The sequence below is a fragment of the Nocardia sp. NPDC050412 genome, from assembly GCF_044458825.1.
Taxonomy (GTDB): Bacteria; Actinomycetota; Actinomycetes; order Mycobacteriales; family Mycobacteriaceae; genus Nocardia.
This window is the reverse complement of record NZ_JBITIJ010000011.1, coordinates 114556-136516: the sequence shown is the minus strand read 5'-3', so window position 1 is coordinate 136516 and position 21961 is coordinate 114556. Positions and strand designations below refer to the sequence as shown.

Sequence of the window (21961 nt, the reverse complement as noted above, 5' to 3'; positions counted from 1 at the left end):
GATTCACCTTATTCCTATCGCCGGACTACGTTTGGTTCCGTTCCCGGGGAACGGTCATCGCGATGCACTCCTGCACATGTCCCTGCTCAGGACGGCGTTCGACCTTCTCGCTCCAGCGCGCGGGCTTGGTCACGTAAGCGTTCATCACGCCGCATCTGTACGCGTCGTTGCTCGGCTTGTCTGTCGTCTTCGCGCTCGCGCGCGCCCACGGCCTCCGTCGCGATCCGGCCTTGGCCGGCGCTGACCACATGTTCGACTTCGACTGTTTGGACGGGTGTCCCGCGCTCGATGTTCTTGATGATTTCCGCCTGACGGCGCTCCATGGAGTCGTAGGGGACTCGCACAGGTGGTTGTCCGGTCGGCTCGTAGGTGAAAGACCTCGATTGCGGATCGAAACCGGTTGGTTCGAGTTCGAGGCAGAGCGCATACGTCCGGACATCCATGGTTCGCGCCTGCTCACGAGTCAACTGCAGAACTCGATTGTCGCCGACCGTACGATTATGTTCTTGCCGAAGTATTTCTCGTCCGAATTCTTCGCGTGCCAGCTCTAAATTACGTGCGCGCGCGGCCTCGATCGATTCGGTCACTTGCCGGTCATGAGCGGGGTCCAGCCCCAGTCGATCGAGCGCGCGGGCTTCTTTTTCTCGTTCGACCTCGATCACGCGTTGCACACGATCGTGGTTCGCCCGGACTGTGGCAAGGTCTGGCTCCTTGCCTTGCGCGAAGGCCGTATCCATCTCGCGGACCTGCTCAAGCGCGTGGGCGATGAACCGGGAGCGCTCTTTCAACTGCGGATCCCGGTATTCCAAAACCCTGGCCTCCGCCTCTTTGGCTATCTCCCGGTTGGCCGCTTCGATGTTTGCTGTCACCGACATATCTCGCGATTTAACATCCAATTCCAGGAGCTTCTCGATAACTGCAGACTCGGAGCCAAGATCCAAACGCTGAACGAGCTCCCAGTTGCGCGCGAATTCCAATTCCTGCGCCCGAATTAGACCTGCTTTCGTGGCCGCGACCAGCTGGCTTCTTTCGTCGAGCGATAGGCCTCTTTCTACTGCCTGATTGATGGTCTCCAATGATTGGCGCATCTGAAGGTGCAGCATTGCTGCTTGGGGATCCAACACGTGGGGTTCGCGCGCTAGTTCTACAACTAGGCCGACAACCTCCCGTTCACGTGGAGACAACCCCTCGAGTACGCGTGTGATTTCGAGGGTATGTTCTCGAACCAGCTCGCGTTCCATTTCGATTACCAGCTCAGGCAGGCGAACGCGGGGGCGTTCGATGCCGCCGAGGATCGGGACGGGAACCAGCTCGCCATCACGTACTAGGCTGTATTTGGTCACCGAGACATTGCCATTGATATCGACGTGAACTTTGTGGTTCTCGATTACCAGGGTGCCGTCTCGGTGCGCCTGGATCAATTCATCTCGGGCTTTTATGAACGCGACGCCTTCAGGGCTGTTCGGATCGAGACCGCGAGCCTTCATCTGCACGGGGGTCTCATTGAAAATTGTGATGAGGTTCCGGTCGATGGCCAAGGTTCTCGCCGTATGCTCCGGAGACATCTGCTGCGCGCGGCCATGTGGGGTATCCGCAGCGCCGAGTTCGGAGCCGACGCCCTTCTGCTCGCCATTGATGAGCTTGGTTGGTGTTGATTCGGTCTTGGGTTGGAGCACGAGTCTGTCGGCCATATCCCTGCCATCGGCAGCGCCCTTGAAAGGGGTTAACTGCACAGCGCCAGGAAATATCTCTTTGTCGTGGAAATATGCGTCACCGCCCAGGTCGCCCATCCCCTTGGAGGTGTTCACCATATCAACGCCCTGGCTATTCCAAATCCTGGCGTTGGCCTCGAGATCCCTCACATCCGCCAACCGCTCCAGCTTTTCCGTTGGGCTGAGGCTCGGATTGTCACGGATCTCTTTTTCCAGCTCTTTTATCACGCCCTTATCGAGTTCGCTGTCCTTGAGTTGACGAACCTCTGATATCCCGAAATCCTTGAACTTCGGGATGAGCCTGGCGAGTTCTTGCCCGGCCGGATCGCGGGCAGATTGCTGTTTCTTGCGCTCGTCGGACTCCAGTTGAATCTTTTTTGCGATCTCGGGGTCTTTCACCTCATAGGGTTGCTTGGGGCCTTCCGGGATTGCGGAAAAGATGACCTTCTTATCATTTTCTTTGTCGGGATTGGGGGCAAACCCTTTTTCGTTGTGCCGATCATAGTTCTTATTGCGGAATACGCCGGGCGGGTCGCTGTAGTCGTGTAACCTGCCTTTTTCGCGATCGCGCCAGGAATTGGGTGGGTCTCCCGGCTTGTGCAGGCAACCGTCGTCTCCGCGATACATGCCCGGTGATGGCGGTAGATCGTCCCGCTCCGGTATTGCCGGGGCAGGACGGTCGTTGCTTTCTCCTGGAATCCGGTACGGACTGTCGGTCGATTCTGCGCGCTGCGTGTTCGCGGTGTTCTGCTGATCTCGAGTCGCTTCTGCAGGCTCGATATGGCTACGCGAGCGCTGAGGCTCCGCGGACGGAGTGGGTTGGTCCCGTGCGCCGGATGTTCTGGCGATAGGAGATTCATCGGGACCGGTGATGTGACTTCGAGGGACCTCGAAGCCGGCGTTGCCGGGAGTTCGCCCAGGGTTCTCCCTCCCTGACGGATTGTTGGGTTCGGGTCCGCCCGGCGGCCGCATTTCGCCGCCGCTTTGGCCTGGCATTGGACCTCGACCGTCGAGGTGTGAGTCGGTGTCGGCGTGAGTTCGGTTGTTTTCGTGGACCGGCCCATCCCATGTGTAATCCTCGGGACTGGATGCGCGGCGTCCTTGCTCCCAATTGGCGACTTCGTTTGCGGCCCTGTGCGAGTCTGCATAGCTGGCATCGGGATTTTCCACCGAGTGCTGGTGTTCGGCTAGTTCGTGCTCCAACAGGAGAAGATCAGAGTCGGTGAACCTACCGGATCGCAGTCGGATCCACGCCTCCGCGATATCTGGGTTGGCCTCGAAACGTGCATTGATGAGACCGCCATCGGTTGCGCGTAGCGGATGCTCTTGGTGGAAAAGGTGATCCTTTACCGCTTCGATCATCGAGTGCGTATATTTCGATCCGTCCGGGCGGTGAGCACCTTCGAGGCTCGAGACGACCCGACCCACATCATCCGCGTTGCGGATGGCGTTGTATGCCTCGACAGCCCATCGTTCTGCTCGGCGGAGGTCTGCGGCAGTGTCGCGGGCAGTATTCGAAAGATCCGGTCCGTGCTCCGCTTCGGTGCCCGGCGTCGGTGTGCTCTCGTCGGTTGCGGCTTGTCGGTGAGCATCGGGTTCGCCGTAGTTGCGAGCAGCTTGTTCAGGATCTGCGCGGAGGGGCGCGTCGTCGCGGGTGATCTGGGTGGGGGCGTCGACATGAGGCGGACGGTGTGTCGATTCTGGACTCGGTTGATCGCTGTCCAATGATGAGTGACTGGGTCCCGTGTCGACCCGCGAGGTGTCCCGAGGTACGGGGAAATCCTCTGTGGCTGCTGGTGTCCAGTCGGGTGCCGACATTGATTTTGGGACTTCAACGTCGCGCGGTAGCTCCGCGTGTTCGGAACCTAGTCCTCGAAGGTTCCCTGTTCCGGCCAGGTCCCGTCCTGGCGGGATTTCCATTGCGCCCACGCCGCTGCGCGTGACGCGCCAGCCCGGGTCGGCCGAACGCTGAGTGGGTGCTTGGTGATGGTCAGTTGGAATTCCTCGGTCGGCTCCGGGGGTTGGAGCAGCGACTCGATTCGGACTTGATACTGGATCGTCTCCGAGTCCTCGTGTGTGCGTTGAATTGTCGTCCGGGTGCGATGTGGGTAAATCTGGGCGCCCTGGACCGGTTGGCCCGCTTCGATCGCCTGGTCGTACATCTCCCCGATCGTGAACGGATGCAGACTCGGGTGGACCGTCACCACGCCCGTTTCCCGGTTCACCACGTAGCTGGTCAGGCCCAGATCCATGCCCCGCGCTATCTCCTCCGGGGTGAGTTTCGGACGGCACACCCATCCGTGCTGGAACGAAATCGGCCCTTCGAACTGCAGGCTCGGGAATGCTTGGGCCAGATACTGCTGGACCTGTTCCTCGGTTTGGAACCGTTGTGCCACCATGTGATCCTCCATTCGGGTCGCAAATCATGAATCGCACCCCAAACGACCTGTCGACCAGGTGCGCTGGGGGGTTATCGGAGATGATCGGCGGCTTCGGTTGCGCGTCCACCCACATCGGCCCGCTTGCCCCGTGCGGGTAGATGATCGCGGTGGCGTGCGAACCCCCCATGATCGGACTGCCGTCCGGGTTGTAGAGCTTTTGCCCGGTTTGCGGGTCGAGGGCATGCCAGGCGTTGTGCACGTATGCCGAGGCACCCGGTCCTTGTTGAGCTACCCAGTCATGCAATGCCTGGAACTGCTCGGGTATCGATCTGCCGCCGTCGTTGAAATGTTGCCAAGTGCTGCCGATCCACGCTTCGGCGCGCTGTAGACCGAGCGCCTCACCTCCGTGGGTGTCGATGCTGCCGTCAGGCAACACATCCGGCCATCGAGGGGCAGCGACCGTCGGCCGACCGTTGTGGGTGGACAGGATCGCCATCGTGCAATCACTGCAGTCGTTGCTACGACCCGGTTTCGTGGGGCCACCATCGTTGATGTGCTGTGCGTACAGGTGCGGATCGGCACCGACAAGGAATCGATTGCCAGCACGGACGGAATCCTCGACTACGTGTTGATACGCGGGATCCTCGATGTTGTCGAGGTTGCCTTCGCCGATCACCCGACCATCGGCGATGTCGCCGCGGGTGACTGGGGTATTGGCCTCGGCGATGTCGTTGCTGAGCTGGCGAATCTCGTCCGGGCTGAACCCGTGCCCGCGCTGGCCTGGTTCGGTTTGCAGTCCGAGATGGTCGCGTAACTGCTGGACGATCGCGTCGGGGTGGGCGTCGGGATGCCATGGACCGGAGGTGTCACTGACGTGGATGTGGAGGTTCGCCGCTGCCGGATCCGGCGTGTGCACTAAGTCGATCAGCACCCGGTCACCGGACAGCAACCGTTGACCGTGATTGAAGGTCAGATCCGTTGCCAACTGCGCCCTTTCCCACAACCGCGCCACCTGTTCTGGGGATACGCTGCGGTCGGCGGTGACATGCACCTTGATGCCAGCTACCGCGACGGAGCCTTGGTGCTCGTCGGGGTAGCGCCGGAAGTCATAGGCGGGCTTGGCATTCGATCCATGCTCGGCGGGCACCGGAGTGGGGTGGCCGCCCTCGGGCAGCTGCTGGCGGTACCACTCACGTACCTGTCGCACCTGATGTGCCTGCTGCAACTCCTGGGGCGATAGGCGTTGCGGATCCTGATGCGGGACAGGCTGGTCCGGCCTCGGCGCTCTGCCCGGATGCTGGGGATCATTTGAGCTGTGCGCGTGCGGACCGCGCTGCTGCGGTGCGCGCGAATCCGAGTACGGCGCTGAGTGTTCCGCTGGACCCGCATGTCGTACCGGTGTTGGCGGGACCGGTGTGTGTGACTCGATGACTTGCGGGGGCGTCGAGCTACGAGAGGATTCGGGAGGTGCTACCAGAGTGCGGGGCTGCGGTGGCGGGGCCTGGTGCGGGCTGAGTTCGGGGGGACGTTGGTGTGGTGTCGATGGTGTGCGGGCTACCGGCTGGTGTGGTGGTGTCGGCGTGTGAGTGGGCGAAATGTGCGGTGCTGGAGCTGCATCCGTTGGTGAGCGATGCGGCGCAGGCGAGACGGGTCGGTGTGCTTCAGGGGGATGTTGCGTGGGTGGTGCTGGAGAGTGCGACTTCGGCGCGGTCGCATGTGGTGTCGGCAGCGGTGACTCGGGGGCGCGCGAGGACATCCATGGCGCGTGCGGCGAGGGTGACTCGGAAGCGTGCTGCGACATCGAATGCGGTTGTGCCCGTGAATGATCTCGCGATACAGGCTGCCGTGGAACCGGGTCAGGCGTGGTCGGCGGATGCGGTGTCGTCGGCTCGTGCGTCGGTGCGTGAGTAATCGGTGGCAGCGATTCCGGTGCTCGCGACGACCTCCATGGTTCCTGTGGTGCTGGAGGCTGGGACTCCGGAGCAGGATCGCTGGGGTGCGATTGTCGCTGCGTGTCGAGCCAGTTGCGCACCTGGATGTCGTGTGGGCTCTCGCCCGGTGGGTGGGCGCGGGCGGCGGCGATTTCTTGTTGGGTGGGTTGGTAGCGGCCGATGTGGGGGTTGTATTCGCCGCTGTAGAACGGGTCCATGGGAATGAGGCGGCCGTCGTTGAACCTGGCGACGTATCTATCGACTGCCGGGTCGAACCCCGGGCGGTGCGGCGGCGGCTCCGATTCCGGTGCTCGCGTCGACGATATTTCCGGGTGGGCGACCGGATTATCCTGCGGCGCAACCGATTCGGACTCGTTTTCTCGTCCTATTCCTGAGCGATCCGTGCTCTGTCCTGTGGACTGGTGACCATCGCCGCTCGTGCCGAGGTCATGAGTTTCGGCGAATCGAGGGTTGTCGAGATGGGCGAAGCGCGGATTGTAGACAGGTTCGCCGACCTGGACAGACACCTGGTTGCCGTGGGCGTCGAGGATGATCTCCCGAGGCCAGATTCGGAACACAGTGTCACCAGAGATTCCGCCAGGGGCCAAGACTTCGGCTTCCTGGTGGCTGCCCGCGTGGTACCGGCTGCGGGCAGTGGCATCGTGGAAGGTGGCATCGACGACGATGCCGTGCGGGTGATACAGCTCATGCATATACAGCGTCTGCCGGTAGGTGCCGTCGGGCAGACGTTGTAGCTTTCCCTCGTTGGCGAGCCGGTTCAGGTCGTTGCCGGCGATCTCCGTTTCCCGCGCGATGGTGTGCTCAGGACTTCGGGATAGTGAGACGAATCCATCACCGTGGCCGGGGCCGGTGTGACCGACGTGGGCGCCGATGTTGAGGTTGCCGGGGTCACGTGGCGCGAAGCCTGGGCCGAAGACCTCCGCACCGCGCGAATCCATCCGGAACAGCGCGTTCTTAGCGTCCAGGAACGCATCCCCCGCACTGAGGTCACGCCATATCGGTGAGAGGTCGTCGCCGTGATGGCTGACCACAATCTTTGTGGGGTCGATCGGTGCCACAGTGTCGTTCAGCGCGTCCCGTGGCATGGACCGCGTCAGGTGCTCGGGCAACTCGCTGTCGTGGCATCCCGGTTTGAACGCGTCGGGTTCGACGCTCGCGTAGAGCCGTTTCTCCTGCGGGTTGGCTAGCTCGTGGGCTACGACGTCGGTGAGGTAGCGCGGGTCGAGTTCGTCGGGAGTCTCGATCCGCAGTTGTCGCTGATTCTTGTAGACACCATAATCAGCGAGAACGAGCCTGCCGTCCTGAATGCCGCGGACGACGTCGTCGAACGAGAGGCCACGCTGCGCGGCGTACTTCTCGACGAACTTCTGCTCGTGGTAGGCCAATTCGAACGGCTCGGCGCCTGGCTGCCGGGCCCATGCAGACCGTTCCGCTGGAGCACCCGCAACGCTGGGGTCGTCCCGTGGCCCTGATGGATGGTTGGGGTCTGTTGTCGAGTCGTGGGAGCCGGGGGCAGGGAAGGCGTGCTCGCCTTCGCCAGGCACTCCACGCCGAGATGGACTATCGACCGGTTCGGGGACCGATGTGTCGCGGGACTCGCCGTCGTCGGTTAGGAGGCGATTACTCCGTTCTGGGGCCACACTTTCTCGCGTTTGGCCCGGAGCATGATCTGTCCCGCCGCGGACCGGAAAATCACGTCCTCCGGTTGGTCCGTGCGGGCGGTGTTGTTCGTCGTGTCGATCGTCAGGACGCGGTCGAGGTTGTCCCTCGTCTCGCCGAACTGGTATTCCACCTCGTTCGGGTCGTTCCTGATTCGGTTGTAGTAGATCAGTAGCGCCATCGTGTGGTCCCCATAGTGTGTCGTATCGTTCGCCGCTGCGCGGTGCCGCAACTGGTGCCCAGTTGTGGTCGATGTTGGCGTGTGCGTGGGCCTGTTGGTAGAGCGCCCCCGGGTTGTCGCGATAGTAGTTCGACTCCGCGAGTTCGTGTTCGAGCAGCACGAGATCGGCGGGGTGCGGGCGACCGGATCGCAGTCGGATCCATGCTTCGGCGATGTCGGGGTCCGCGTCGTAGCGTCGGTGTGTGACGGTTCCGTCGTAGTCCTGGATCGGATGTTCTTCGCGGAACAGGTGGTTCTTGATCTGCTGGATATCGTCGTGTGTGAAGTGCGTCCCGTTGTCACGTGAATGGTCGGCGAGCACATGGGCGATGTCGTCGATATCACGGTCGTCGCTTCGGAAATGGTCGTAGGCCTTTTCGGCCCATTCGAACGCCGCGAAATCGTCGCGTGGTCGGACCGCTCCGCCCGAATAGGCGATGTCCGGTTCGTCTGGTGTGGCGGTGCCACGTGGCGCGTGATCAGTCGAATTCGTGTGTGGCGAGTTGGTGCGATGTTCACCTGATGTCGCAGAACCTCCACGGGTGTCACCGCTGGAAGGCGGGTGCGTAATGACCTGTGGTGCCTGGTTGCCCGTGCCCCCGGTCGAGGTGTCGCGAACTTCTGGCTCGAGTGGGTGATGGTTTGTACCGTCGGTCCGGTCCGAAAGATCAGCGGTTCGTCGAGGTGGGGCGCCGCGGGGATCGTCCCCGGGTGCACGGTGGTCGCGGGACTCTGTATTGCGGTCCGCGCGTGGCGTATCGCGTTCGGCGGTGGGCGTACGGTTCGTCGTGGATTCCGGGGCGCGGTGCGCGGTGCGTTGTCCCGTGTCCGTGCTGCGCGAGTTCGCTGAATTTGTGGTCTCTCGTGGCGGGGATGCGGTGTCACGTGGACCTGGCAGGTGGGTATCGGGTCGGCTGGTGGCTGAATTGCGGTGTGGTGACCGGTCGTCGGCCCCGTTGGTGGGTGTCCGGTTAGTTGGCTGGTGCGGTCCGGAGTCGAGACGTGATGTGTTGCTGGTGGTTTCACGCGCAGGGGGTGTTGACGTCGTCCGCTCCGGGGTGTCGACGCTGCTGGATGAACGAGGAGTATCGCTGGGGCGCTGTGGGGTTGTGCCGCGATCGGTCGGGGCAGGGCTCTCTGTTCGGGGCGAACTCTCCGAACGCTGGGGCACGTCGGTGGATGCCCGGGCCGTACTTGCAGGCGAGGGACGGTCGCCGACGGGGGTAGCCGCGTTGGACGCAGGTGTCGCTGACCCATGCGCGAGTTGTCGGTCCGGTGTGGGTGTCGTGGTGGTCGCCGTCGGAGCCTGTCCGACAGTGCCGCGGTCGGGCGTCGAGTGCCCGCCGGTACCGCTTGTGGGTGCGGCAGATGGGTCGGAGGAAATGGAGCGGCTGTCGGCGGTATGGCCCGTTCCTGCTGAATTGGGTTGGGCGCCAATCGGGTTGTCTTGGCCGACGGCAGTGGAAGTCGGGCCGTGGGTGTCCTGGACGCCTGCTGTCGTCGCGGCAGCCGATGAGGTGCTCGCCTCTGGGTTCGTTGCGGTGGACGAGGCCGCGGTGTCGGGGTGGGTTTGGGGCGTCGGTGTGGATGCGGCGGTGGTCGAGGGTTGCCCACTGCCAGCGGTGACCGAGGATTCATGGGAAGAGTCGGCGTGAGTGCTGGCGGGGGTCGTGGTGCTGGTCGATGATCCGGTCTCGTGCGGAGTGACAACTTCATGCGGTTTGACGCGACCGAATCCGGCGCCTGCGCCGTCGGCGACGGTGCTGAAGTCGACGTGCCCCCCGGAGGCCGCGGCCGCGGCTGCGGTGTTGCCGGCGATGTTTCCGGGGACTGCTCCCACGCCGCGGGTCAGCACTGCGCCCAGCGAATTCGATCCGACGTCGGTGCCCACCGTGCTGGCCAGGCTCTGGCCGGCTTTCGCCGCGATCGGCCCGGCCACCGCGCCGGCGACGGCGCCGGCGCCGGCGGATCGGCCAATGGAGCCTAGGTCGAGGCCGTCGCGGTTGCCTTCGGCGATCTGGACACTCTGGGCGGCTAGATCCGTGCCTGCGCCGAAAGCCGTTCCGAAAGCTGAGCCGCCGGCGGCTTCCCCAACGATCTTGGCAGTCAGTTTTGATGCCGCATGCTCACCCAACTGGCTGGCTGCTTCCAGACCGATTCGTTCGGCGAGGAATGTCGCGCCTTTGGCAGCGAGCTTGTCGATCAGCTCCTGCACCGTCTTACGGATGATGAGTTTGACGGCGGCAGCGGCAGCGAAGTCGGCGACCTGACCGATACCGGGTACGAAGGCTATCGCCACCATCGCGATCAACGAAAAGTAGATCGACAGCTTGGCGTATTCGATATCGGTGGCGCCGTGTTCGAGTTGTTTCGCGAAGCTGTCGCAGGCGTTGATGAGGCCTTGCAGATCGCTGCCGTCTCCGCCGGCGACATCCTCCCAGTAGGTGGACATCGCGTCGTGGATTTTGCCGTCGATAGCCGACAAAGCGGTGTTCATCGCTTGATCGGCAGGCTGCTGCAGTTCCCGCAGGGCATTGGCCATGTTCGACCAGTGTTCGGCTGTTCGGCGCATGGCGTCTTCGTCGCCCTCGGGCCAATGACCGACAAGGAAGTCCTCCAGCCATCCCAACGGGCCCGGAAGCTGCGGAAACCACAGAGTCATAGGTGTTCGTCCCTACAGTGGCCGGAACGGGTCGGCGTTGTGTTGATCTTGGGTTTGCAGGCCGTTGGCGGTGGTGGTGATGCGATCACCGGTCGTCTTCAGCTTGGTCGCCAGGTTCGCCAGCGCGGCAAGGCATTCCCCGACACTGCCCTGACCGTCGCCTTGGGGGTAGTTCTGCTCGAACTGCTGTCCGGGCTTGTCCTCACCCCAGCAGCGACCCTCGGACTCAATACCCTGCCGAAGCGTCTCCAAGGCCGAATTCACGTCATCGCCCAACTGCTCGAACAGCGGCGATACCGCACGTAACCGGTCCGGATCAGCCCACAGCTCAGCCACGTTCGCACTCCCACATCAGGTTTCGGACAGTCTTCGACTTCGACGCTGCGGCAGCGCCTTTGGTTCCAAGAAGCTATTTTCAGCTCAACGTGATTGCTCGGGCGGCGGCGATGTCCTGGACAGCACCGCCTGCAGATTCCGCAAACTCGGTGCGCCCGGAATGATTTCGTTGAGATCCGCCATACCGTCCACGATCGACTTGATGGGCACCAGCACCTTCTCACGGGCCGTAGCCGCCGCCTCGACCGCGCCCCGGATCGCGGCATTGAGATCCTCGGTCAACTGCTGCGGTGTGCTGCGACGGTAGGCATCGTCGACGATGGTTATCTCCGTGGCCATCCCGGATGAGTTCACGGTCACCCGCGCGAGATTGTTCGGTGTCGTCGCATGGATCTTCATCGCGGCGAGCTTGCGCTGGATCTCGCCCAGTTCATCGATTTCACGGTCGAAGTCGTTCTGGATCGCATCCAATGCCGAACGCAGCCCGGCGTTGGCGGATCGGATCTGTTCCTGTTCCCATCGCTCCACGCGATCACCTGCCGTCGGATTCTGTTGCGAGTCGGTTGCTTTCGGCGACGGTCCATTCCTGCCACCAATCGGCCAGATCCGAGCCGCGCAACTCCATGTTCGGGAAGCTGTCGGGGTTGACGATCACCCACGTCCGCTCCTGCGTGCACACTTGCTCGAGCACTTCCCGGCCTGAGACCGTCCGGCGCAGCCACGGGTTGACATCACTGAGCAACATGCCCGCAGAGGTGTGGACGTCCAAGAGCATGGCGTCGCGTACGGCGTGCAGCGGCAAACCCCGCTGTCCATCTGGATCATCGGTGGGCAGAACCACGATGAGCTCACTGCGGCTGAACGCGTCGATGAATCGACCGATGTTGTTGAACCCGTATTCGACTCGCCACATCACCAACTCGAACTCGTTCGCGATGTCCCGACGTGCGTACTGCGGCGTCGGTATGAAATCCGGATTCAACCAGATCTCAGCGAATCCACCCTTGTCGTCGGCCAACCAGCCACCGATCACATTGGTCTGCTGGATCGCCGACTTATCGGCCCGCGGGTCCACGAAATGCTTCCACTTACCTGGATTCGCACGTGCCCACGCGAAATGCGTGTCCGTGGGCTCGGGCAAGACCAGGGTCTTGTCACCCGGGTAATCGGAAATATGGAGCTTGTCCTGTTTAGCCCGCTGGCCCAGATTCATAACCGCCCCCTACCACTCGTTCGGGCCATGATGGACACACGTGGACCTCCCGGCCGAATCAACTCGCAACCTCATCTAAACCACACACCTTGTTGCGCAGGCGAATAGAACCGCCACCTGACAGAGCCCGCTAGACCAGCCAGGACTTCGGTGAGCCATAACCTTCTTCCCTGGCCTCGTCCGCATCGGTCCAATCGGTCGGCATCACATAGTTGTCCCTGCTGTTCTTGCGCCCGGCCGCGGCAGCCCTAGCCCGGTCGGCGGCTTCGCGTGACAGTCGATCATGCTCGGCACGAGCCTCGCCATCCGCTGTCTCTTCCGGGGTCTGCTGGTGCTGTTGTTCGCGCTGGATCAGCTCTTGGCGGACGTCGTCGAACACCTCGGCACCGCTACGAGCTGTCCGGGCATCGGCGTCGAGAAACCGGTTGAGAACCGTGCGTGAGGCCGCCGTGTATTCGGCGACGATTCGGTCCATCTCGGCCGCGTAGTTCATTTCCGATCGCCCATTTCTATCTCGATCTTCACGCCGTCGACTCGTGGGACCGGCGTTGTCGCGGGCTCGGGTAGGGGCGCCGGATCGGTCGGCGGTTCAATGTCCGAGGCAACTTGTGATCCGTTGTCCAATGGCCCGGCTGTTGCTAGCACCGGTCCTAGGGGTATTGCGCCGTCCGGTCCGGGTGGGGTGGCGAGTACCCCATCGAAACCTGGGGGGGAGACCCACATCGGTTGGGGCAACACGAGTCCGGTGGAGCTGCGGTCGCGTTCTGCTGTGTTCTTGCCTCCGCCCGCGCTACTTCCAGGCATGCCGCTTGATGTCGAACCCGTGGTTGCCTGCGATCCGCTCGAGGAGGACCCGGACGTGGAATCGGTTGTCGCAGTGTGTGATGTCTGCTCCACCGACGTTCCCGACTGTGTCACCGGCACAGACAGTGTTGCCGTCGGCGCCTCCACCCGCGTTGTTGCCCCGCTACCTAATGCGGGTCCCGCAGTAGGGGTTCCGGAGTCGTTGGATGCGTTGGTTGTCGTGGGAGTTGTCGTGGAATCCCCGCTTGGAGTGAAGAACGGCACGCCGTCCTTGATTCCCATGGAGTACTGCTGCGACTTACCATCGGCGCCGGTGATCTTCGCGGTGACCGTGCCGTCCGAGGCCTGCGTTACCGTCATATGTTGGCCGGCGACAGTGAAGTTCGCCAGGGTCTTCGATCCGGATGTCTCGTTCGCGCCAGCAATCGTTGATCCCGTATCGGTCGTGGTGCCGCTGAGTCCGGTCAATCCTTGTTGGACGGTGGTCCCTAGCTGGCTGAGACCTTGCTGCACTGTCTGTCCGACCTGGCTGGCTTGGCTGGCAAGGCTCGTCAGCGTCTGCAGCGGATTCGTTTGCGAAGTGGTCGAGGTAGCCGATGTGGGCATTGTTGATGTCGATTGGGGCGTGGTCTGCGGTGTGGTCGAGTTGACCCCCGCGGTCTGCACGCCGGTGCTCGCCGCGCTGGTCTGGGACGTGGAAGATTGCGCTGGCGTCTGCTGGTCCTGCGGTTTGGGAAACGGTTTGGGATCGTGGTTGTCCAGCAGGTCCATCACCGGCTGATAGGCACGGCGAATGTAGTAGTCCGCCAGCGCGCATTGATGAATGAAAGCCTTGAAAGCCTCTCGCACCGCCGGACCGAAATGATCGGTCAGCCATTGTTTGCACACCGGCTGGATCTTCGACATATTGTCCGCGTTGTTCAGCATGACTGAGCCGTCGGACTCAGTAATGTGCAGCTGCCGGATTGCGACTTGCGTGTCGTTACCCAACCAGTCCCTGTCGCCCGATGCCACCGTGATGATCGCGCTCACGGGGTCTTCGGCACCGTCGAGCCGCATAGCGTGCCCAGCGACCGGACATTGGGAGCTGTCGAATCCAGCGACGAAATTCGCCTTGTCCCTGACGATCTGCAGTAGCACGTCGGGCAGCCCATTGACAGCTGCCGTAACCGCTTGCACGTATTGGCTCTGCTGATCGGCATGCGCGTGCAATCCGGCCAGATAATCCTGAGCGGCTCCGCCGGCGTTTCCCTGCCATACCTCAGGAACCGCGTCTTTTATACCGGCCAGGTCGGTCGTGATATCAGCCGTGCTGAGGTGAGAATCAGTCCCTGAGGAGGCGGCGGCGAGCGCTGCGGAGAGGCTGCGCAGGCTGTCGAGGTTCATGCTGCGCTGTTGGTCGTAGTAGGTCCCCTCTAGTCTGCGCATCTCGTCGTTCGGATCCTTGATGGTGTCGATACGTTCACCGCCAACCGCCGAATCGTCGAGACTCAGCGGCTCGACGACGATGCTGTCGAACCCTGGCAGTTTCAACAAATCCCACACACGGTGATAGCGAACCAGCGCCAACCGGAACCACTCGAGCCCGGGAGCAGCCTGATCGAGCAGTTTGTTGACATCGGAGCCAGTGAGTTTCGGCTTGTCGTTCCAGATCGCCTTATCGAAGACGCTATTGCCGTCTTCCTTGAGAAAACGTGCGAGGTCCTGCTGAGCCTTGCCCAGGCCAGCTAGATACTGCCGCTCATACTGTTGGGGATTGGTCATGCCGAGCCCAACTGGCCCTCGGCTGCGGCGATTTGAGCATGAGACTGCTGGTCGGTAGTCACTGTCGTAGTCACTGCTTGCCGCAAAGCCTCGACCGTAGCGCCGGAGGCCTCGGACCATGACGTCAGCATCGTGACGATCCCGTCGATACCCGCCGCGAGTTTGTTCCCCTGCTCCAAATAGTCCTGTCCAGCATGGGCTGCCTCGAATCCAACGCCCGCGATCCGCGTCGCGTGCCCCTGGGTGGCATCAACCGCCGGCTCGATCGTGCGTGCCATACCAAGCACCGACTCCGGAACGAAAAGCACTGCCCCTCCACATTTTCCGATGTCACCCACAAAATACCAACCCGTCGAAACCGGTTGGCTTCATGATCATGACACACCCGAAAGAAGCGCTCGATTTGAAAGACGTTGCTTTGCAATGTCTTTACCCATGTATGGCAGCAGGCGTGGATTCGGTGGGTAACCACCTGCCGTCACCCAGGATTACGCGCCCCGGCGTTGAGACCCCCGACCGGCAACACCGACCGCCTGGCAGAGCGGCAGAAGCGTGGATCCGCTAGCCACAACTTCGACGAGTACTGCTCGTAGTTCGCTGCGGCCGCGCACCCCAGCAATCGCCGCGGCGAGTTGCTGGCTGCTGCTGCGGATCTCGGCGAGTTCGCGCTGAAGTTGCCGCCCCGTTCCTGGATGTCTGAAGTCACTGTGAGCGCAGACCTTTCCCGGTGGGAACCGAGTAGACCACGTCGCCGGGTTCGATTCGAGACGACACATCGGCGGAGAAGACCAGCGAGAACTTGCCCGGCGCGGTCTGGTGGAAGTCGAGCGCTTCCAGGACTCCGCGGTAGGTCGTTCCGTCCTTCTTGTGCAACTCGACCTGTTGGCCCACCGCGAAGTCCCCGACGGCCCGACCGACGACGAACGGATTCGATCTGAAACTCACCGGGAAGATGTCTTCCACATGGAATTCGCTCATTGCGCTCGCGACGATACAGCCAGGCGCAACACCCGACTTCGGTGGTGACATCAAACTGGTTGTCACCCGGCGTCAAAACCTCGGCAAACACATCGCCGCCACCATGCCACCCGCCCACGCCGGTGCCGCCGGGACGATGGCTGGTTACACACCACGCGTCCGGGCACAGCAGCCACCGAGTTCGTGGAAGAACACCTCCACTGGGCGCCGGTAGGGGCCGTGAGTCCGAGCCAGTATCGGGGCGGGTTGGTTGAGGACTTCGGTGAAGGCGAATGCGGCGATGTGGTGGCATTCGTCGACGATGACGAATCAGCAGGAGGCATCTGCGGCGGTTGAACCACAGCAGGTTGACGTACCAGTCATCGGATGCTCGGGCCACAAACGCGGCACGCATAACCCTTCCACTGGCAGCCGACTGACGGCCAAGCTTGTTGTAACACTTCGTTGCTGGTCGCGCCATGGAACGATTCTCATGAGTGAGATCAGCGAGCGGCTCGGGTTCCCATGACGCTAACCTAGCCACGGCCTGCCGTGAAAAGGCTGATTCCTGCGCCTCGTGCGCAGGGGCAATAGGTGCTCGCGGCGCGGTCAATCCGTCAATCGCACAAAGGGATTCCCATGTCCATCGAACCAGACGAACGCCTCGGCATACGCGGGCAAGCTAATGCTGTGGTGCGCGCCCTGATCACCAGCGTTGTCGGTGTGTTCGCACTGTTAGTCGTCGTCGTGCTCGTCTCGAAGGCGCTCGGCCTGGGTGAGGAAGAGTCGGAATCGACTGCAGCGAGTACAACGAGCAGCTCAGCCCCTGCCGCGCTGCTAACCACACCGGCCGCTGCGCCGGCGTCGCTGTCGGATCCGCGATGCGCGCCAGCGGCGGAGAATGTCGTCGCGCAGGTGCAAGCGGGCCTCACCATGGATGGCTACCGGCTCACCAATGCCACGGTGATCATCGATGGTCGTCTCACGTTCTTCGGCGCGACGACCCTCGACGCATCCGGACAGATGGAAGAGCGTTCGGACGTGTGGATCCTGCGCGACCACGTCGTCTTCGCCTCCACCGGTGGCGCACGCATCAACTCGCAATTCCCGAAAGCCTCGTCGTCACCGCTGAGTATTTCGCCGGCAGACGAGCGGGTACGAGCCGTGGATGCCTGTGTAGTGGATGCGACGCGCAGAAGTTGATGCACCTGTGGGCGCGACGGATCGGGAGAGCTCGCAGCGAGTGGTAGACCGGACCGCGCGGAACCCCGTATCCAGTGTCGTCAGAGTCGCATCAATATCTGCAATGTCTGGTCCGACTGATTCGAGGTGACTCGGGAATCTATCTGCCGTACAACGCAATCGGATCGCATTCGAAGCGGTACGAACTACCAGTTGGACGGCGCTCCATGCCGCTACCGCCGGATTTCCGGCAGATGCTGCCTATCCCCTGGACCGCACGTAACTTCTGCCTACGACATGAGCCGGTAGTCCGCGATCTCTACTCGGCGGGTGCGTCGGTCGTATTCACTGACCAGTCCGGGCCAGTTCGCCGAGATCCGGCCGGTTTCGGAGCGATACCAGCTCGCACAGGAAGCCCATACGGTCGAGGCGAGCCTGCGCTGCACCTCGGTATCGTAGTGTCGTTCGACGTCGGCGCGAACGTCGAGCGCGGTTCCCGGACGAGTGTCGAGATGCTCGATGAGTTGGCGGATGTAGCGCGCTTGGCGTTCGAGCATGTAGATGATCGACCCGGAGCCGAGATTGGTGTTCGGGCCATACATGATGAACAGATTCGGAAAACCGGGAACCGCGATGCCTAGGTAGGCCCGCGCGCCTGCGGCCCACACATCGTGCAGGTCGCGACCGTTGTGATCTCGGATCTTCATCGGCGCCAACAGTTCCTGCGCCAGGAAACCTGTCCCGTAGATAATGGCGTCGACGTCGTGCTCAACACCGTCAGCAGTCCGGAGTCCTCGGGGGGTGATCTCGGTGATGGCCTCGGTCACTACATGCACATTGGTTTCGGTGAGCGCGGAATAGAAGTTGTTGCCGAATAGCACACACTTGCACCCGATCGGATAGTCCGGCGTCAGCGCCGCCCGCAGTTTCTCGTCCGGAACTTGTATGCGCAGATTCCATTTCGCGATCCAGCCGACAAAGCGTGCGATGCTTCGATTCCTCACAAGGCCCAAGGCGCCAAGTTCCCCGCCCGACCAGCACAGCAGCCGCTCCACGCTTTGCAGCAGTGGCCTCCGCCGAAAAGTCCACTGGTGCAGACGACCGTACGCGGTGTCCGGCTTCGGCAGGATGTAAGGAGCCGATCGCTGAAAGACCGTCAGATCGGCGACCACCGGTTGGATCCGCGGCACGAACTGGACGGCGCTCGCACCGGTTCCGATGACCGCCACCCGCTTGCCGGCGAGTTCGTAGTCGTGATTCCACTCCGCGGAATGGAAGCTGACGCCCGCAAATGACTCCCGGCCCGAAATAGCCGGAATTGCCGGTCGGCACAGCTGGCCGGTGGCGGGCACGAACACGTCAGCATCCAAAGTCTCGCCAGTGTTCGTCTCGATTCGCCACCGTCGCGTTGCCACATCGAAGTCCGCGCCGGTTACCTCTGTGTTGAACCGGATGTGCGGGCGCAGACCGTAGTCGTCTATCAGCCGGTTCAGGTAGTCCTTGATATCGCGCTGCTCCGAATACCGTCTCGGCCAACTGGGATTCGGGGCGAATGAGAACGAGTAGTACGGCGACGGAACGTCGCATGCCGCACCCGGATAGGTGTTCTCCCGCCAGACTCCCCCTGCCTCGGATGCCTTTTCCAGGATGACGAAATCATGGTGACCGGAGCGCACGAGCTCCAACGCCATCGCCACCCCACCGAATCCTGCGCCGACGATGACTACAGCCATATACTCAGCCTAGTGCCGCATCCGCTGATGCGCTGGGGCTGTGATGACCAGTCCACCAACGGGATTGGCCGACCGGTACCGAAGGTAGTGGCGGCACTTCGCCCGCTTGTGAGTTTCTTTGTTGCGGTGGCCCGGGTTCCGGTTGGGTGGCGATGGTGCTGGTCAATCTTGCGCCTGCGCTGGTTGCACTGTGGGTGCAGTTCGTGCGGCGCACTCGGCTTCGCGGGCTGGTTTGGAATGACGAACTTGCGACTGTTGAATACGCGATCCTGCCAGTCCGGAACCCCTACTGCCTGCATCGCAATAGATTCCCGCGCCAGGTCGAGGTTGATCCTCATCGACCGCGAAGCGCTCGCCGACCTATGGCGAGCTGGAGCCTCGGTCATCTCGGCGTCGAGTGCATTGGCGGGGGCCGATTCACCATCCAGCGACCACGGCTTCGTCGCGGTCGCGATATACGAAAACCCGGGCGTGGCCCGGGGTTTCGCAGCGTGGATCGGCCTCGGTTCAGCGGGTGGCGATGATTGCTGAGCCGTGACCGAAGAGGCCCTGATTCACCGCGATGCCTGCGCGGGCGTTCTCCACTTGGCGGCTGTCGGCCTGGCCGCGCAATTGCCACGTGAGTTCGCAGATCTGGGCGATCGCCTGCGCGGGTATCGCCTCACCGAAGCAGGCCAGTCCACCGCTGGGGTTCACCGGCACGCGTCCACCCAAAGTCGTTGCGCCGCTGCGCAGCAGGTCCTCGGCGCCGCCGGTGTCGCAGAGCCCGATGTCCTCGTACCAGTCCAACTCCAGAGCGGTGGAGAGGTCGTAGACCTCCGCGAAGGACAGGTCGGAGGGTCCGAGCCCGGCCTCTTCGTACGCGGCGTGCGCGATAGCGGAACGGAACGTGTGCGGCGGGGGCTCGACGGCCACGGCGGAGTCCGTCGCGAAATCCGGCAGGTCGAGGACGGTTTTCGGGAACGTGGGTGTGACCGTCGACAGCGCCCGGATGCGGACCGGGTCGGTGACGCCGTGGCGGCGGGCGTACTCCATCGACGTCAGCACCAGTGCCGCACCGCCGTCGCTGGTCGCGCAGATGTCGAGCAGCCGCAGCGGGTCAGAGACGATCGCCGAGTCCGCGACCTCCTCGGCCGAAACCTCCTTGCGGTAGCGGGCGTACGGGTTGTTCAGGCCGTGCTTGGCGTTCTTCACCTTGACCGCGGCGAAATCGTCGAGCGTGGCGCCGTGCAGCGCCATCCGGCGGCGGGCATAGAGCGCGAAATAGATGGGGTTGGTGGCACCGAGCAGGTGGAAGCGCAACCAGTCCGGATCGTCGCGGCGTTCACCGCCGACCGGCTGGAAGAAGCCCTTCGGGGCGGCATCCGCGCCGATCACCAGCGCTACATCGGTCAACCCGGCCAGGATCTGGGCGCGCGCGTTGGCGATGGCCTGCGCACCGGAGGCGCAGGCGGCGTAGCTGCTCGAGATCCGCGCACCCGACCAGCCCAACGCCTGGGCGAATGTCGCACCGGAGACGAAACCGGGGTATCCGTTGCGGATCGTGTCCGCACCGGCGATGTAGCCGACGGCGCGGTGGTCTACCCCGGCATCGGCCAGCGCCGCGCGTGCCGCGACCAGCCCGTATTCGACGAAATTGCGCCCCCACTTGCCCCACTGGTGCATGCCCGCACCGAGGACGGCGATGTCGCGATTATTCGTGTCAGGCATCGACCGGCCTCCACATCCACACCGTGTGCTCCGCTTCCTCGTCCTCGTACAGCACGCCGAGGGTCAGTTCGACCGGCATGCCGACGGCCAGGTCGTCCACCGTGAGGCCGCGCTGGACCTGCCCGAGAATCACCATCTGCTCGACCTCGAGCTCCACCGCCGCGACGACGTACGGCTCGAACGGATCGGGCGAGACATAGGGCGGGGGCGGCTTGTATCGGGCGTCCGCGTATGACCAGATCCGGCCACGCGTGGAGAACAGGTACTCGACCAACTCGGAGCCGTCCTTCGGGCTTGCACACTGCGGGTTGCGACAGGCCAGCGTGTTCCGCGGGAAATACGGTGTGCCGCACACATCGCAGCGACTTCCCACGAGACGTACCGCGCCGTCGTCCGCAGTGAACCAGCCTGCCACCGCGGGGCGTTGTTCTTTCTGCACAAACCCGACGGTATAGGAACATGTTCTATTTTGGGGCTGAAATCCGCTCCGGCGATGTAAGCGCGGAGGTACGGTGACTGCGGATTGAGGACGCGATGCGATCCTCGAGTCGACTTGGAGTACCACAACGCCGATGGGCACCAAAGCCATTGACCCGCAGTCGATCCGCAACGTCACGATCATCGGGGACCCCGACGAGACGACGCGAGTCGTCCACCGCCTGTTCCGCGGTTTCGCCAGGATGGCGACCACGGTCCATTGGGTGACGGGCCGCGTCGATCACACTGTCCATATCGCCGAGCTGTCGAGCCACGCGCCGATCGCGGACCTGGAGCGGTCCATCCGGGTAGCCGACGGGGTGATCGCGGTCGTGAACGCTGCTGGGAAGAGCACGCCGCGACTCGAGACGATACTGCGGCTTGCCGACGACCATCAGGTCGCACGGCTGTGTCTGGTGACCGGACTCGGTCATCCCGCCGCCGACTTCGACCGCTGCGTCCGCACGATCGCCGAGACGCGCGGGGCGGTGCCGTTGACGTTGCAGATTCCTATCGGCATCGGCACCGATTTCGAAGGCGTTATCGATCTGGTCCCGATGTGGGCGCTCGAACCGATGGCCGTCGAATTCTATGGCAGCCATTGGAAAGTCGCCGAGCAGTGGTACCGCAACCTGGCGGCCACGGTGATAGAACAGGACGCGGCAGATTCGGACGCCATTCTCGGCCTGCGACAGATCCCACCTGAACACTTGCACGAGCGCATCCGCTGCCTCACGCGCATCGGCGACGCTGTGCCCGTCCTTTGTGATGCGGCGACATGGAATGACGACATCGCCCCGGTCCTGGACGCCATAGTCCGGTATCTGCCGTCGCCTATGCACGTCTGTCAACCGGAACATGCCCTCGACTATTGACGGACCCTGCCATAGGACAACGACTTCGGCAGCTCCGCAACTACACAGCGATAGTCGGGCCGCTGCGTTCGTGCCCGCCACATCGAGCGAATCGTCGTCGATGACGAACAGCGGCTTGCCGACCAGATCGCGACTGGCACACCCGAGCGCATGACCCACATGCTGCCGCGGTTCTTCCAAGGCGCGCGAAGTGGCCACTTCGCCGAAACCGGCCCACGCCCCATGACCGTTCCGCCACATCGAGTAACCAAACGAAGACAGCCGGTTCACCGTTTAGTGCGAGTGGAACGCAGTTGTCTATCCGCACCACAAGGTGAGTGCAGG

General features: G+C 62.8%; 16 protein-coding genes. 5 read left to right on the top strand and 11 right to left on the bottom strand.

Annotated features, from left to right (window positions below; translation table 11 throughout):
* Nucleotides 1-86 precede the first annotated feature (86 nt).
* Both ACIBI6_RS28580 and ACIBI6_RS28575 read right to left on the bottom strand, forming a co-directional pair.
* Nucleotides 87-7430, bottom strand: a complete 7344-nt coding sequence (locus ACIBI6_RS28580) for a toxin glutamine deamidase domain-containing protein (protein WP_396958408.1) — start codon at nt 7428-7430, stop codon at nt 87-89.
* Nucleotides 7431-7654: 224 nt separating this feature from the next.
* Complete coding sequence (locus ACIBI6_RS28575) at nt 7655-7885, bottom strand: hypothetical protein (protein ID WP_396958407.1); 231 nt, start codon at nt 7883-7885, stop codon at nt 7655-7657.
* A 145-nt stretch (nt 7886-8030) separates the two neighbouring features.
* Here ACIBI6_RS28575 and ACIBI6_RS28570 point away from each other — a divergent pair, with 145 nt between their 5' ends.
* The 3 genes from ACIBI6_RS28570 to ACIBI6_RS28560 all read left to right on the top strand — a co-directional run bounded on the left by ACIBI6_RS28570 (nt 8031) and on the right by ACIBI6_RS28560 (nt 10892).
* Nucleotides 8031-8231, top strand: coding sequence for a hypothetical protein (locus tag ACIBI6_RS28570; RefSeq protein WP_396958406.1), 201 nt, complete (start codon nt 8031-8033; stop codon nt 8229-8231).
* Nucleotides 8232-9306: 1075 nt separating this feature from the next.
* On the top strand, nt 9307-9579 hold the full coding sequence (locus ACIBI6_RS28565) for a hypothetical protein (protein ID WP_396958405.1): 273 nt from the start codon (nt 9307-9309) through the stop codon (nt 9577-9579).
* A 467-nt stretch (nt 9580-10046) separates the two neighbouring features.
* Nucleotides 10047-10892 (top strand): hypothetical protein, encoded by an 846-nt coding sequence (locus ACIBI6_RS28560; protein WP_396958404.1) that lies wholly within the window; start codon nt 10047-10049, stop codon nt 10890-10892.
* 114 nt (nt 10893-11006) lie between these two features.
* On the opposite strand, the gene ACIBI6_RS28555 is transcribed toward ACIBI6_RS28560, so the two are convergent.
* From ACIBI6_RS28555 to ACIBI6_RS28530, 6 genes are all read right to left on the bottom strand, one after another.
* A complete protein-coding gene (locus ACIBI6_RS28555) occupies nt 11007-11450 on the bottom strand; it encodes a YbaB/EbfC family nucleoid-associated protein (protein WP_396958403.1) in 444 nt (147 codons plus the stop codon).
* A gap of 4 nt (nt 11451-11454) precedes the next feature.
* A complete protein-coding gene (locus ACIBI6_RS28550; RefSeq protein WP_396958402.1) occupies nt 11455-12135 on the bottom strand; it encodes a hypothetical protein in 681 nt (226 codons plus the stop codon).
* 130 nt (nt 12136-12265) lie between these two features.
* Entirely contained in the window at nt 12266-12628 is a 363-nt protein-coding gene (locus ACIBI6_RS28545) for a hypothetical protein (protein ID WP_396958401.1), read from the bottom strand.
* Nucleotides 12625-14703, bottom strand: a complete 2079-nt coding sequence (locus ACIBI6_RS28540) for a hypothetical protein (RefSeq protein WP_396958400.1) — start codon at nt 14701-14703, stop codon at nt 12625-12627. The genes ACIBI6_RS28545 and ACIBI6_RS28540 overlap by 4 nt, the downstream gene beginning before the upstream one ends.
* On the bottom strand, nt 14700-14981 hold the full coding sequence (locus tag ACIBI6_RS28535) for a hypothetical protein (RefSeq protein ID WP_396958399.1): 282 nt from the start codon (nt 14979-14981) through the stop codon (nt 14700-14702). Before ACIBI6_RS28535 ends, ACIBI6_RS28540 begins: the two co-directional genes overlap by 4 nt.
* A gap of 424 nt (nt 14982-15405) precedes the next feature.
* A complete protein-coding gene (locus ACIBI6_RS28530) occupies nt 15406-15681 on the bottom strand; it encodes a hypothetical protein (protein WP_396958398.1) in 276 nt (91 codons plus the stop codon).
* Nucleotides 15682-16299: 618 nt separating this feature from the next.
* On the opposite strand from ACIBI6_RS28530, the gene ACIBI6_RS28525 reads away from it, so the two are divergent.
* A complete protein-coding gene (locus ACIBI6_RS28525; RefSeq protein WP_396958397.1) occupies nt 16300-16863 on the top strand; it encodes a hypothetical protein in 564 nt (187 codons plus the stop codon).
* Nucleotides 16864-17132: 269 nt separating this feature from the next.
* On the opposite strand, the gene ACIBI6_RS28520 is transcribed toward ACIBI6_RS28525, so the two are convergent.
* The 3 genes from ACIBI6_RS28520 to ACIBI6_RS28510 form a co-directional block, all read right to left on the bottom strand.
* Complete coding sequence (locus ACIBI6_RS28520; protein WP_396958396.1) at nt 17133-18575, bottom strand: flavin-containing monooxygenase; 1443 nt, start codon at nt 18573-18575, stop codon at nt 17133-17135.
* A gap of 507 nt (nt 18576-19082) precedes the next feature.
* Nucleotides 19083-20285, bottom strand: a complete 1203-nt coding sequence (locus ACIBI6_RS28515; RefSeq protein ID WP_396958395.1) for a lipid-transfer protein — start codon at nt 20283-20285, stop codon at nt 19083-19085.
* Nucleotides 20278-20700: a Zn-ribbon domain-containing OB-fold protein gene (locus tag ACIBI6_RS28510; RefSeq protein WP_396958523.1), complete on the bottom strand. Its 423-nt coding sequence runs from the start codon at nt 20698-20700 to the stop codon at nt 20278-20280. Before ACIBI6_RS28510 ends, ACIBI6_RS28515 begins: the two co-directional genes overlap by 8 nt.
* 157 nt (nt 20701-20857) lie before the next feature.
* Between ACIBI6_RS28510 and ACIBI6_RS28505 the strand changes: the two genes are divergently transcribed.
* Complete coding sequence (locus ACIBI6_RS28505; protein ID WP_396958394.1) at nt 20858-21637, top strand: GTP-binding protein; 780 nt, start codon at nt 20858-20860, stop codon at nt 21635-21637.
* Nucleotides 21638-21961 lie beyond the last annotated feature (324 nt).

Coding starts and splice junctions, on each gene's coding strand:
- ACIBI6_RS28550 (WP_396958402.1), bottom strand. CDS start 12,135: ATGAATCTGGGCCAGCGGGCTAAACAGGACAAGCTCCATATTTCCGAT.
- ACIBI6_RS28520 (WP_396958396.1), bottom strand. CDS start 18,575: ATGGCTGTAGTCATCGTCGGCGCAGGATTCGGTGGGGTGGCGATGGCG.
- ACIBI6_RS28565 (WP_396958405.1), top strand. CDS start 9,307: ATGGAGCGGCTGTCGGCGGTATGGCCCGTTCCTGCTGAATTGGGTTGG.
- ACIBI6_RS28505 (WP_396958394.1), top strand. CDS start 20,858: ATGGGCACCAAAGCCATTGACCCGCAGTCGATCCGCAACGTCACGATC.
- ACIBI6_RS28530 (WP_396958398.1), bottom strand. CDS start 15,681: ATGAGCGAATTCCATGTGGAAGACATCTTCCCGGTGAGTTTCAGATCG.
- ACIBI6_RS28525 (WP_396958397.1), top strand. CDS start 16,300: ATGTCCATCGAACCAGACGAACGCCTCGGCATACGCGGGCAAGCTAAT.
- ACIBI6_RS28575 (WP_396958407.1), bottom strand. CDS start 7,885: ATGGCGCTACTGATCTACTACAACCGAATCAGGAACGACCCGAACGAG.
- ACIBI6_RS28545 (WP_396958401.1), bottom strand. CDS start 12,628: ATGAACTACGCGGCCGAGATGGACCGAATCGTCGCCGAATACACGGCG.
- ACIBI6_RS28540 (WP_396958400.1), bottom strand. CDS start 14,703: ATGACCAATCCCCAACAGTATGAGCGGCAGTATCTAGCTGGCCTGGGC.
- ACIBI6_RS28560 (WP_396958404.1), top strand. CDS start 10,047: ATGCTCACCCAACTGGCTGGCTGCTTCCAGACCGATTCGTTCGGCGAG.
- ACIBI6_RS28535 (WP_396958399.1), bottom strand. CDS start 14,981: ATGGCACGCACGATCGAGCCGGCGGTTGATGCCACCCAGGGGCACGCG.
- ACIBI6_RS28515 (WP_396958395.1), bottom strand. CDS start 20,285: ATGCCTGACACGAATAATCGCGACATCGCCGTCCTCGGTGCGGGCATG.